Annotated in this window: 12 protein-coding genes; 1 reads left to right on the forward strand and 11 read right to left on the reverse strand. The window is 49.2% G+C overall.

What is annotated here, in order from left to right; translation table 11 throughout:
* Positions 1–155 precede the first annotated feature (155 nt).
* The 7 genes from OGW44_RS20930 to OGW44_RS20960 all read right to left on the reverse strand — a co-directional run bounded on the left by OGW44_RS20930 (position 156) and on the right by OGW44_RS20960 (position 9,554).
* Positions 156–914: an amino acid ABC transporter ATP-binding protein gene (locus tag OGW44_RS20930; protein WP_016154732.1), complete on the reverse strand. Its 759-nt coding sequence runs from the start codon at positions 912–914 to the stop codon at positions 156–158.
* A gap of 7 nt (positions 915–921) precedes the next feature.
* A complete protein-coding gene (locus OGW44_RS20935) occupies positions 922–2,025 on the reverse strand; it encodes an amino acid ABC transporter permease (protein ID WP_075848812.1) in 1,104 nt (367 codons plus the stop codon).
* Positions 2,026–2,034: 9 nt separating this feature from the next.
* Complete coding sequence (locus OGW44_RS20940) at positions 2,035–3,216, reverse strand: amino acid ABC transporter permease (protein WP_185654407.1); 1,182 nt, start codon at positions 3,214–3,216, stop codon at positions 2,035–2,037.
* A 69-nt stretch (positions 3,217–3,285) separates the two neighbouring features.
* Positions 3,286–4,311 carry an amino acid ABC transporter substrate-binding protein gene (locus OGW44_RS20945; protein ID WP_003025295.1) on the reverse strand — a complete coding sequence of 342 codons (1,026 nt, stop codon included), beginning with the start codon at positions 4,309–4,311 and terminating at the stop codon, positions 3,286–3,288.
* A 460-nt stretch (positions 4,312–4,771) separates the two neighbouring features.
* A complete protein-coding gene (locus OGW44_RS20950; protein WP_003025292.1) occupies positions 4,772–4,993 on the reverse strand; it encodes a lipoprotein in 222 nt (73 codons plus the stop codon).
* A gap of 272 nt (positions 4,994–5,265) precedes the next feature.
* Positions 5,266–8,379 (reverse strand): efflux RND transporter permease subunit, encoded by a 3,114-nt coding sequence (locus tag OGW44_RS20955; RefSeq protein ID WP_016157598.1) that lies wholly within the window; start codon positions 8,377–8,379, stop codon positions 5,266–5,268.
* A gap of 11 nt (positions 8,380–8,390) precedes the next feature.
* Positions 8,391–9,554, reverse strand: coding sequence for an efflux RND transporter periplasmic adaptor subunit (locus OGW44_RS20960; protein WP_075848814.1), 1,164 nt, complete (start codon positions 9,552–9,554; stop codon positions 8,391–8,393).
* 413 nt (positions 9,555–9,967) lie between these two features.
* On the opposite strand from OGW44_RS20960, the gene envR reads away from it, so the two are divergent.
* On the forward strand, positions 9,968–10,624 hold the full coding sequence (envR, locus tag OGW44_RS20965) for an acrEF/envCD operon transcriptional regulator (RefSeq protein WP_016154726.1): 657 nt from the start codon (positions 9,968–9,970) through the stop codon (positions 10,622–10,624).
* Positions 10,625–10,670: 46 nt separating this feature from the next.
* On the opposite strand, the gene OGW44_RS20970 is transcribed toward envR, so the two are convergent.
* From OGW44_RS20970 to dusB, 4 genes are all read right to left on the reverse strand, one after another.
* Positions 10,671–10,835 carry a DUF2556 family protein gene (locus OGW44_RS20970; RefSeq protein WP_185654408.1) on the reverse strand — a complete coding sequence of 55 codons (165 nt, stop codon included), beginning with the start codon at positions 10,833–10,835 and terminating at the stop codon, positions 10,671–10,673.
* A gap of 82 nt (positions 10,836–10,917) precedes the next feature.
* Entirely contained in the window at positions 10,918–11,802 is an 885-nt protein-coding gene (yhdJ, locus tag OGW44_RS20975; RefSeq protein ID WP_047499792.1) for an adenine-specific DNA-methyltransferase, read from the reverse strand.
* Positions 11,803–11,890: 88 nt separating this feature from the next.
* Positions 11,891–12,187, reverse strand: a complete 297-nt coding sequence (gene fis, locus OGW44_RS20980; protein WP_000462905.1) for a DNA-binding transcriptional regulator Fis — start codon at positions 12,185–12,187, stop codon at positions 11,891–11,893.
* Positions 12,188–12,212: 25 nt separating this feature from the next.
* Positions 12,213–13,178: a tRNA dihydrouridine synthase DusB gene (gene dusB / locus OGW44_RS20985; protein ID WP_003025224.1), complete on the reverse strand. Its 966-nt coding sequence runs from the start codon at positions 13,176–13,178 to the stop codon at positions 12,213–12,215.
* Positions 13,179–13,241: the final 63 nt, after the last annotated feature.

The following is a 13,241-nucleotide window of genomic DNA, read 5'->3' on the forward strand; positions in this document are numbered from 1 at the left end:
TCAGAAGTGAAACGCCGTAGCGCCGATGGTAGTGTGGGGTCTCCCCATGCGAGAGTAGGGAACTGCCAGACATCAAATAAAAACAAAAGGCCTAGTCGAAAGACTGGGCCTTTTGTTTTATCTGTTAAACGCCGGGTTGTATCCGGCGCATGGCTTTAATGGATAACCTGCGACAAAAACGCACGAGTGCGTTCAGATTTGGGGTGAGCAAAAAACTCATCCGGTGCTGCCTGTTCAACAATCTCGCCAAGATCCATAAAGATCACCCGGTCGGCCACTGTGCGGGCAAAGCCCATTTCATGGGTAACACACAGCATGGTCATGCCTGATTGTGCCAGACCTATCATGGTATCAAGCACTTCTTTTACCATTTCAGGATCCAACGCTGATGTGGGTTCATCGAATAACATAATTTTAGGTTTCATGCACAGCGAGCGTGCAATGGCCACGCGCTGTTGCTGCCCACCAGAGATTTGCCCAGGATATTTATGCGCATGTTCAGCAATGCGAACTCGCTCAAGGTAGTGCATTGCCAGAGCTTCAGCCTCTTTTTTCGGCATCTTTTGTACCCAGATTGGTGCCAGCGTGCAGTTTTGCAGGACCGTCAAATGAGGAAAGAGATTAAAGTGCTGAAAAACCATGCCAACTTCTTGTCTGACGCGCTCAATATTGCGGATATCTTCATTGAGTTCGATCCCATCCACCACAATACGTCCTTGCTGATGCTCTTCCAGATGGTTGATACAGCGGATAGTTGTCGATTTACCCGAACCGGAAGGTCCGCATAATACGATGCGTTCTCCCTGCTTTACCTTCAGGTTGATGTTTTTCAGGACGTGAAACTGTCCGTACCATTTGTTGACGTTTTCCAGCGTAATCATCGCGTCGGTAGACGGCATTAATAATTGGCTCATAAATTCCTCAGTGCGGTGTACGCCCGGTGTTAAAATGTTTTTCCAGATGTTGGCTGTAACGCGACATGCTAAAACAGAAGATCCAGTAAATCAGTGCGGCGAAAACATATCCTTCCGTCGACATACCCAACCATGCAGGGTCCACAGTTGCCTGCTGCACGCTACTGAAGAGATCAAACAGGCCGATGATGATGACCAGACTGGTATCCTTAAACAGGGCGATAATCGTGTTAACCAGACCCGGAATAACCAGCTTGAGGGCTTGCGGAAGAATGACCAGCCCTTGCGTTTTCCAGTACCCTAACGCCAGTGATTCAGCGGCTTCATACTGACCTTTTGGTAGGGCCTGTAACCCTCCGCGAACCACTTCTGCGACATACGCCGACTGGAAAAGAATCACGCCGACCAGCGCCCGGATAAGTTTGTCGATACTGGTCCCTTCGGACATAAACAGAGGAAGCATGACCGAGGACATAAAAAGGACGGTAATCAACGGCACACCGCGCCAGAACTCAATGAAAATGACGGATAAAATCCGCACGACTGGCATATGAGACCGGCGTCCAAGCGCCAGTAAAATACCCCACGGAAGCGCGCCCGCAATCCCCACGGATGCAATGATAAGCGTCAGTGTTAATCCGCCCCACTGTCGGGTTTCTACGCGCTCAAGTCCGAAAAAACCACCGTACATCAACCACCAGACCACCACGGGATAAACGACGGCCCAGACGGCGATATAGCGGCCACGGTGGGGAATAGATTTCCAGAACATAGGGACGATAGAGGCCAGGCCAATGATCAGGGCCAGATTTACGCGCCAGCGCTGATCGTGGGGATAAAGTCCATACATGAATTGCCCAAAGCGTTCATGAATGAACACCCAGCAAGCCCCAGCTTTGGTGCAGTCTGCGCGGGTTGAACCGACCCAGTTGGCCTGAAAGAATACCCAGTTCAGCAGTGGCGGAAGAAATGACCAAATCAGCCAAACGCACAGCAGCGTGAGCAGGCTATTTGACCAACTGGAGAACAGGTTTTTACGCATCCAGAGTAGACTGCGGCTTGCCGGGTTACTATTCTGACGCGAGGGGTGAGACAGCAGTGCTTTTGTCATCATGGCTCCTTAGCGCTCAATCAGTGCAATACGGCGGTTATAAATATTCATCAGCAGAGAAATGCTCAGGCTGATGATCAGGTACACCGACATCGTGATAGCAATGGTTTCAATGGCTTGCCCTGTTTGATTGAGTACCGTGCCGGCAAACAGTGAAACCATATCCGGGTAGCCAATAGCGGCCGCAAGAGAGGAGTTTTTGACGATATTCAGATACTGGCTGGTTAATGGGGGAATGATGACGCGCAGCGCCTGTGGGATGATCACCTGGCGCAGTGTCACCGGATTTGGCAGACCCAGCGAGCGTGCTGCTTCATGTTGGCCATAAGGAACGGCCTGGATTCCCGCTCGAATAATTTCTGCAATAAACGCCGAGGTATACACTGAAAGCGCCAGCGTCAGGGCAGCCAGTTCGGGAATAAGCACCATACCGCCACGGAAGTTAAAACCGCGAAGGGCGGGGATATCCCAGTGAAGCGCTGCGCCAAACAGCCACTGTGAGATCATCGGTAAAAGCACGATCAGCGCCAGAGCCGTGGGCCAGGTCCGGCGTAGCTGACCGGTTTTAGTCTGGTGTATTCTGTTGTAGCGAAATAGCCCGATAGTGACGACGATAGTGATAATTACAGCGCCGCAAAAGGCAAAAAATCCTTCTCCTATTTGCGGTGCCGGAATATAGAGCCCCCGGTTACTCAGAAACATCAAGTCCAGCGCGTTAACGGCCTGACGTGGGCCGGGCAGGTTACGTAATACGGCGAAATACCAAAAGAAGATCTGCAGCAGCGGCGGTATATTGCGGAACGTTTCGATGTAGATCGTCGAGAGCTTTCGTAATAACCAGTTATCTGACAGGCGTGCCAGTCCGAGAAAGAAACCAATAATTGATGCGAAAACAATGCACAGTGCAGAAACTAATAGCGTATTGAGCAGGCCAACGATAAAGACACGGCCATACGTATCGCCTTGCTCGTAATCGATCAGATGCTGGACAATACCAAATCCGGCGCTGCGATCGAGAAAAGAGAATCCCGAGGTAATACCGCTATTATTCAGGTTATTTATCGTGTTATGGATGAGATAGACCGCAATGCTGATGACTGCAATGACGGCAAGTATTTGAAATAACCAGGCGCGGACCGCAGGGTTAGAAAAGGATAACGATCCTTTTACGATTGAGCGGCGATGGAACATAAGAAAACCTCGGTAACTATGACTCTGGACTGAGCGCCGCAGTCGCGGCGCCCGTTACATCACTACGTATTAGCGCACCGGTGGCGCATATTGAATGCCACCGTTATTCCAGAGGTTGTTCTGTCCACGTTTGATCTTCAGTGGGCTTTCCGATCCCACGTTACGCTCAAAGATCTCCGAGTAGTTACCTACCTGCTTGATAATGTTGTAAGCCCATTTGTTATCAAGCTTCAGATCCTTACCATAATCCCCTTCTTTGCCTAACAGGTGTGCCATATCCGGCGTTGCAGGATTAGCCGCTTTTTCATCGACGTTTTTCGAGTTAACGCCCATTTCTTCCGCATTCAGCATGGCGAACAGCGTCCAGCGAACAATGGAGAACCACTCATCGTCTCCACGACGTACAACAGGTCCCAGCGGTTCTTTAGAAATAACTTCTGGCAGGACAATCCATTCCGCAGGATTACTCAGCTTGATTCGCAGGGCGTACAACTGAGACTGGTCGGAAGCCAGCGTGTCGCAGCGTCCAGATTCCAGAGCTTTAGCTGATTCATCCGAGCGGTCAAAAGTGACAGGGGTGTACTTCATGTTGTTGGCTTTAAAGTAGTCAGCCACGTTCAGTTCGGTATCTGTTCCTGCCTGGATACAAACCGTTGCGCCATCCAGCTCTTTAGCACTCTTGAGACCCGCTTTATTGTGGGTAAGAAAACCAATGCCGTCGTAATACGTTACGCCAGTGAAAGACATTCCCATTCCTGCGTCACGAGAGGAGGTCCAGGTGGTATTACGAGAGAGCATGTCGACTTCACCAGATTGTAGTGCGGTAAAGCGTTCCTTGGCGGTGAGCGGGGTATATTTTACTTTGCTATCATCGCCAAATACGGCGGAGGCAACGCCACGACATACGTCGACATCAATACCTGAGAACTTACCGCTTGCATCGGCATAAGAAAAGCCAGGCAACCCGTCACTGATCCCACACTGCACAAAACCTTTTTTCTTTACGGCATCAAGTGTTGCGCCGGCATGTGCCTGATTTGCAACCGCAAGCAGCACGCCGGCCGCAGCCAGGCTGGCTATTATCATCTTTTTCATAGAGCATCCTGTGTGGAGGAATTATTGTTATGGAAACGTTCTGAAAACGTCTTTTACCTGTCTGTGGCTATGGCCATACTCTTTTAAGCAAAGGTAGTGCCAGGTTTTTGCGCACGATTATTCGACGCAATATCCAGAGTGTAGACAGGAAAAAATAAATGCAGCGCCCTGAAGTGGTGCAAAATTGAAACGTAAGCCACATTCCGGCGCAAAAAATTTAAAAATCAAACCGGACGCGTGATAACGATTTCGTACGTTAATATTGATGACGTGAGAATAATGAAAAGAAAGCGCGCTGTTACGAAGAACTGAAAAAATGCTAATTTCAAATCGTGGATATGTGAGGCAAATCTATAATAATTTTATTATACGTTGAGTGCTATATACCAACGTTTTGTCTTATATAAAGATTTAATTCTTATTGCAAAAAGCGCGGTACCCACCGCGCTTTTAAGAAGATTTATTTGGTCAGGGCGACTATCCCAAGCGTCAGCCCGGCAACGGCTGCTGCGCCACCGGCGATGGCACCGGCTGTTTCCCAGTTATCCTGCGTGGTGCCTTTCATACAGGTATTGGTATGAACCAGGCGCCCCTGATCGTCGTATACAGGTACGCAAGGAGAATCGTGTGCACAGCCGGCCAGGAATGCGGTAAGCAATGCAACGGATATTAATCTTTTCATGGTGTTACCTCAAAAATAAGCGTTTCGCTAATTGAGCAAAGACAAACGCTAAGCCATCTGCGAACTCGGCGATTATTTTACCACTTCTTAAAAAAATACTGACATGAGGAATAATCTCAATTCATGTGGATTGTAAAAATAATGGATAAAAAGAAAGGTGACTGGCGAGTTTTTCAGGAAGGGTTTATTAGAAATAAATGGCTATCTTATTAATAAATAAAGAGGGGCATCTTGGGTGAAAAAGGCGTCCGAAGACGCCTTTATTTTACAAATTAAACGTTGCGCCGACTAAAACGCCGTCTGACGACAACGAAGAAGACGGGGACGAAGAAGATTGCCAACAATGTCGCGGTCAGCATGCCTCCCATTACGCCTGTACCAACCGCATTCTGTGCCCCGCTACCCGCTCCGTGGCTGATAACCAGAGGCATAACCCCCAGAATAAACGCCAGGGATGTCATCAGGATTGGACGAAGACGCATGCGTGACGCCTCCAGTGTGGCTTCAATCAACCCTTTACCTTCTTTATCCATCAGGTCTTTGGCAAACTCCACGATAAGGATAGCGTTTTTGGCGGAAAGACCGATGGTAGTCAGCAGACCTACCTGGAAGTAAACGTCGTTATTCAGACCGCGTATGGACGCCGCCAGAAGCGCACCGACCACGCCGAGCGGTACAACCAACATGACTGAAAATGGAATAGACCAGCTCTCATACAATGCGGCGAGACACAGGAAGACGACGATTAACGAAATAGCGTATAACGCAGGTGCCTGATTGCCGGAGAGCCGTTCCTGATATGACATCCCCGTCCAGTCATAGCCGATACCGGTTGGCAGCTGTGCTGCCAGGTTTTCCATGAGTGCCATGGCTTCACCGGTGCTTCGACCCGGCGCGGCCTCTCCCAGTATTTCCATTGATGGCATACCGTTGTAACGCTCCAGGCGGGGTGAACCATAAATCCAATGCGACGAACTGAACGCAGAGAATGGCACCATTTCACCATTCCCACTACGTACGTAGAGATTGTTGATGTCGTTGGGTAACATACGGAACGGCGCGTCAGCCTGAACGTATACCTTTTTCACTCGGCCATGATCGATAAAATCGTTCACATAGGTGCCGCCAAGGGCCGTGGAAATCGTTTGGTTTATATCCGACAGACTTACGCCTAACGCCTGGGCTTTTTCCTGATCAATATCCAGCTTAAATTGCGGGGTATCTTCCAGACCGTTAGGGCGCACGCGCACCAGCAAATCCGGATGTTCTCTCACCATACCCAGCAACTGGTTCCGGGCTTTCGTCAGTTCTGTATGACCGAGGTTAGCCTGATCAATTAACTGAAAATCAAAGCCGGTCGCGGTACCCAGTTCAAGAATGGCAGGCATGTTGAACGGGAACACCAGTCCATCTTTAATCTGGCTGAACGCCCTGGTCGCACGTTCGACGATAGCCGTCACGCCGTTTTCATCGCCCGAACGCTCTTCCCATGGTTTGAGGCTAATAAAGACGATACCGGAGTTCTGTCCCTGGCCGCTAAAGCTGAAGCCATTAACGGTGAACACCGATTTTACGTTCGCTTTTTCCTGGTTCAGGTAGTAATTCTGAATCTGATCCAGCACCTGCTGTGTGCGCGTCTGTGTCGCACCGGCAGGAAGTTGCACCATTGTCATAAAGACCCCCTGATCCTCTTCGGGCAAGAAGGAGGTAGGGAGGCGTAAAAACAGAACAGCCATTCCGCCGACGATAAGAACATATAGCAACAAGTAGCGTCCGGTTTTGCGCAGAATACCGCTGATACTATTGCTGTAATGCCCGACGCTTTTATCGAACAGGGCGTTAAACCATCCGAAAAAACCGCCTTTCTTTTCAACATGTCCGGCGGAAACGGGTTTTAGCAGCGTTGCACAAAGCGCTGGCGTAAGAATGAGGGCGACCAGAACAGAAAGCGCCATCGCTGAAACAATGGTCAGAGAGAACTGGCGGTAAATGGCGCCGGTCGAGCCGCCAAAGAACGCCATGGGGATAAATACCGCCGAGAGTACCATCGCGATCCCGACCAGCGCGCCCTGGATCTGGACCATGGATTTCTGCGTCGCCTCTTTGGGCGGCAGTTTCTCTTCCGCCATGACGCGTTCGACGTTTTCTACTACCACGATAGCGTCATCGACCAGCAGGCCGATGGCCAGCACCATTCCGAACATCGTTAGCGTATTGATGGAGAATCCGAATGCGGCGAGGATCGCGAATGTTCCCAACAGCACGACAGGCACTGCGATAGTTGGAATCAGCGTGGCGCGCAGATTTTGCAGGAACAGGTACATCACCAGGAAGACGAGGATGATGGCTTCAAACAGCGTTTTCACCACCTCGTTAATCGAGATTTTTACAAATGGTGTAGTGTCATAGGGGTAAACCACTTGCAAACCTTGCGGGAAGAAAGGTTGTAACTCAGCCAGCTTTGCTTTGACGCCTGCGGCAGTATCCAGCGCGTTTGCACCGGTCGCCAGCTTAATGCCCAGACCTGTTGCGGGCTGACCATTAATTTTCGTCACCATGTTATAGTTTTCGCCGCCGAGTTCGATGCGGGCTACATCTCTGAGGTGAACCATTGAGCCATCCTGGCCCACCTTCAGCGTTATGCGACCAAACTCTTCCGGCGTTTTCAGGCGTGTCTGAGCAATAATGGAGGCATTAAGTTGTTGACCCTGGACGGATGGTGCGCCTCCCAGTTGGCCTGCGGCAATCTGATTGTTTTGCGTTCTCAGTTGATTGATAACGTCCAGCGGAGTCAACTGATATTTGTTCATTGCGTTGCTGTCGAGCCAGATGCGCATTGCGTACTGTGCACCAAACATCTGGACATCGCCGACACCTGCTGTTCGGCTTATTGCGTCTTTAACGTTAGACGCCACATAGTCGGAAATATCATCCTGCGTCAGATTGTTATTATCGGAGACAAAACCCGCCACCATCAGGAAACCGCTACTGGATTTCTCGACGCTGATCCCCTGCTGCTGTACTTCCTGTGGCAGTAAGGGCATCGCTAACTGTAATTTGTTTTGCACCTGGACCTGTGCGATATCCGGGTCAGTACCCGACTCGAAAGTCAGAGTAATGGTGACGCTCCCGGAGGAATCGCTGGTGGAGGACATATACATCAGGTTATCGATACCGTTCATATTCTGTTCGATAACCTGCGTAACCGTGTCTTGTACTGTCTGCGCATCCGCACCTGGGTAGGTGGCAGAAATAGCGACCGCAGGAGGTGCAATGGTCGGATACTGTGCAACGGGCAGTTGCATGATTGCCAGAGCCCCTGCCATCATCAGAATGATGGCCAGAACCCAGGCAAAAATAGGGCGATTGATAAAAAAGTTAGCCATGTCCGGTTACCTTATTGCGCAGTTTTTGCGGCTGGAGTTTCGGTATCGGTGGTTGCTTTAACCTTTATGCCGGGACGCGCTTTCTGCAATCCGCTGACGATAACCTTATCGCCAGGCTGTAAGCCCTCGCTGATTAACCACTTATCACCTATCGCCTGAGTAGCAATGACGGTGCGAGCCTCGACCTGACTCTTGTCATTGACAACCATCACCGTTGCATCACCGCGTGGCGTACGCGTTACCCCTTGTTGGGGAACGAGAATGGCATTCGGCTGGACGCCTTCATCAATACGAGCACGCACAAACATGCCCGGCAGCAGCGTGTGCTGTGGGTTAGGGAATACGGCCCTGAGGGTGATGGATCCGGTACTTTCATCAACGGTGACATCAGAGAACTGCAACGCACCTTTCAGCGGGTACGACTGACCATTTTCCATCACCAGTTCGACGGTACTGCTGGCGCTGTCTTTATGCAGGCTCCCTTGCTCAACGGACTGTTTAAGGCGCATAAAGTCATTACTGGACTGTGTTACGTCGACGTAAATAGGATCAAGTTGTTGCACGGTAGCAAGTTCAGTTGCCTGGCCATTCGTGACTAATGCGCCTTCGGTGACGTTAGATTTACCGATACGTCCGCTAATGGGCGATGTCACTTTGGTGTAGGCCAGGTTGATACGAGCGCTTTCGACCGCCGCTTTTGCCGCGATAACGGAGGCATCGGCCTGGCGAGCATCAGCAATGGCCTGATCGTACTCTTGCTGGCTGATGTACTTAGTGCCAACCAGCGGGACATAACGTTTTACCGTTAAATGTGCGATAGCTGCTGCCGCTTCACTCTTTGCCAGTTCGCCTTTGGCGCTGTCGTAGTCGGCCTGGTAAGTCGCAGGATCGATCTGATAAAGCGACTGACCGGCTTCAACATCGCTTCCCTCGGTGAAATTCCGTTTAAGTACAATCCCGCTGACCTGAGGACGGACTTCAGCAATACGAAATGCTGTTGTGCGCCCAGGTAATTCGGTCGTCACGGCTAAAGGCGCCTTTTCGACGACATGGACAGTCACCTGCGGCTCTGCGGGGTGAGCTTGTGTTTCTCCCTGATCGTTACAACCGGCGAGTAATACAGCGGACATGATGATGAATGAGGGCAGGAGTGAAAACCTGGCATTTTTCGTCATTTCTATTCCTTAAAAAACCGAACGCTCGTTATTAACCGGGTAACGCAGAGGCGATAACGCGCACAAGTGAAAATAATGGTTGGCTATCCTACAAATTATTAGCTTGCGATGTAAGCAATACTTATTTATGGGCGCGATACACGGCACGTAAAAACAAAAAAGGATTTATCTTCGGTTGTTTCATTATGGTTTTAATAGTAATGCAATGATGCGCATAAACACATATTGAAATAAGTATTTGGTTGATGAATATATTGGTGGTTGTTATTTGTTTTGTTTATTCGTGTGCAATATCCATAATTAACTGTTTTAGAACTCGTCTAAATAAACGCTAAGTGATACATTTGTTCCGTTTAGCAAATATTACATAAGAAAGTTAATCATTCTCTACCTTACCTCAGACAGTCGAAACCATGGCCAGAAAAACGAAAGCTGATGCCCTCAAAACACGACAGCACCTGATAGAAACAGCGATTATGCAGTTTGCCGTGCGTGGTGTTAGCAATACGACGTTAAACGACATTGCGGATGCCGCCAGCGTGACGCGGGGGGCGCTCTATTGGCATTTTGAAAATAAGACGCAATTGTTCAATGCGCTATGGTTACAACAACCTCCATTACGCGATCTTATTCAGGATAAGCTTATTGGTCGTTGGGGGGATAATCCTTTACAGCGGCTGCGTGAAAAGTTTGTGGTGGGATTGCAATATATTGCACAGAATCCTCGCCAGCAGGCATTAATGCAAATTTTATATCATAAATGTGAATTTCATAACGATATGATATCAGAACAGACCATTCGCGATAAAATAGGTCTCAGTCATCAAAGCATTCGTGATTCACTGCAAAAGTGCGTGGATGAAAATCTGATTGCCACCAGTCTGGATTTAGATGTCATCATCATTATTCTGCACGGTAGCTTTAGCGGAATAATAAAAAACTGGTTAATGAATCCAGTGAGTTATGATTTGTATGGGCAAGCGCCAGTATTAGTTGATAACGTATTAAAAATGTTAAGCCCAGACGGCTGTGTAATGCAATTAATGCAGAGTGAAAATCAGCCAGGATAGTTTTAGCCGCCAGGGCCTGACGGCTGTCGACGTATTTTTCGTCGTGCTATTCGAGGTCGACGCAGTTGACCAGCTTGAGGGGGTTTACAGAATTCATATTCCGGCACTTATTGTGCTCCGTTGTCATCAGCTCTATCCACTGAATGAGCAGCGCATCAAAGAGAAAAACGAAGACCGCAAAAACAACCAGCCACCAATACTTGCGAATCATTACCAAACCCTGTGTATTCATGCCCAAGCGTGCAGGGAATATACACGAAATCTGCAAGCTGAAAAGCAGACTTACAATGCCTTTACTTTGCTGAAAGATCGCCGCTCTTTGCTGTTAATCGACTCTTTTTAGACAGATTTTTTGTCTTCCGCTTTTTCACCTTTGCAAGTTCATTCTCTGAAAAATGCGAACCAATGCTCATTCTTCTGAGCCCCATTTTTACGTACTCGGCATTGATTTCAATCCCGACAAACTTGCGACCTAATTCCACGGCAGTGGCACCGGTCGTGAAGCTACCGGCAAACGGATCCAGCACGCTGTCATCTGGACTGGAGGAAGCCAGAATGATGCGTTCAAGGAGGGCTTTGGGTTTTTGAGTGGGGTGATTTTCGTATTCGTCCATCAGATAACGAACGCGTGGAAACTCCCAGACATTGCCTGGTACTTTTTTCTGGTTGTAAGGTTGGGGCGGGTTCTTTCTGTAGTCTATCAGTGCACGTTTAGCGCCCGTTTTGGCTTCAACCAAAATATCATCACGATTAAACGTGTAGTTTTTCTGATCTTTTACCATCATCAGAAGCGGTTCATACATCGAACCAAAGTAATTTTTGGCCTGCACCCCGGAGCTATCGTATGACCACACGATACGGCTCTTGATGGTAAAGAGCTGGCGGCATTTGAGATCGATATACGGCATGTTCTCCGTACTGTTCATGATGTACATGGTGCCGTGTGATTTGAGAATGCGATGGCACTCGTCAATGCACTCAAACAGCCATGCCAAAAAGGCCTCTTCGTCCCAGGATTCCACCATCCCGTCAAAGTCTTTACCGATGTTATAAGGTGGGTCGGCGAAAATGAGATCGACGCTTTCTGACGGCAGCTTTTTCAGTTCGGTCAGAGCATCACCCAGGATTATCTTTTTAGATTCATCGCCAAAATAGACAGGTTCACATCTTGCGTTCATCGCCAAAGCCTCCCGTGTGACGTTAATAAAAAAGGCGCTTCCCCATGCCGAGTAGCGCCTTTTAAAACAAACATTTCGCTGATTAGTATCAGTTCATGCCGTATTTTTTCAGTTTTTTACGCAGAGTACCACGGTTGATGCCCATCATCAGGGCAGCACGGGTCTGGTTACCGCGGGTGTATTGCATCACCATGTCCAACAGGGGCTGTTCTACTTCAGCCAGTACCAGCTCATAGAGATCGTTAACATCCTGACCATTCAATTGAGCAAAATAGTTCTTCAGTGCCTGTTTAACCGAGTCACGCAGGGGCTTTTGAGTTACCTGATCCTGAGAGTTAACGGTAGAAACGGTCAGTACGTCAGAATTTACGCGTTGTTCGAACATAGTTCTGTCAGCTCTTTATTTCTGTTTACGCAAAATTTTCGAAGTATGCCTCCAACGCCGCCAGCTGTTCGCTGGAATCTTCAATGGCGTTGAATGTGCGCCGAAACTGGTCATCCGGAGCGTGTTCCTGGAGATACCAGGATACGTGTTTACGCGCAATTCGGTACCCTTTTGCCTGACCATAAAAGTCGTGCAGTTCCCGAACGTGCGCACAAAGCAAGCGCTTCACCTCTGCCAGAGGCAGCGGGGGCAGCAGCTCCCCAGTGTCCAGATAATGCTGGATTTCCCGAAAGATCCAGGGTCTTCCCTGAGCTGCACGTCCTATCATCAGGGCATCCGCCCCCGTATAGTCGAGTACAGCTCTGGCTTTATGCGGGTCAGTAATGTCGCCATTCGCGATAATCGGAATGGAAACTTTCTGCTTAACTGCCCGAATACTGTCGTACTCAGCATCTCCATTGAACAAACAGGCGCGGGTGCGTCCATGAATGGTCAGAGCCTGAATGCCACAGTCTTCAGCCAGTTGGGCAATCTCTACGCAGTTACGGTGTTCCGGAGCCCAGCCGGTGCGAATCTTGAGTGTGACAGGAACGTCCACTGCATTGACGACCTCGGTTAGTATTGATTTCACTAGATCCGGGTACTGCAAGAGGGCTGAACCTGCGAGCTTGCGATTCACTTTTTTAGCCGGACACCCCATATTGATATCAATAATCTGGGCGCCGCTTTCCACGTTAATACGTGCGGCATCGGCCATCTCAACAGGGTCGCTACCGGCAATTTGCACCGTGCGAATTCCTGGCTCATCAACGTGCACCATCCGTAAACGAGATTTGTCACTTTCCCAAACCTGCGGGTTAGAAGACATCATCTCGGATACCGTCAATCCTGCTCCCATCTCATAGCACAGCGTCCTGAATGGTCTGTCAGTGATGCCAGCCATAGGTGCTGCGATCAGGCGATTTCTGAGCTGGTATTGTCCGATGCGCATGAGTTAAGAAATGACCATACTGTGACTGCAAGGCGGCGTATATTACGCATTTTTCGCACGAGA

Source organism: Citrobacter sp. Cb023 (assembly GCF_030336805.1).
GTDB classification, from domain to species: domain Bacteria; phylum Pseudomonadota; class Gammaproteobacteria; order Enterobacterales; family Enterobacteriaceae; genus Citrobacter; species Citrobacter braakii.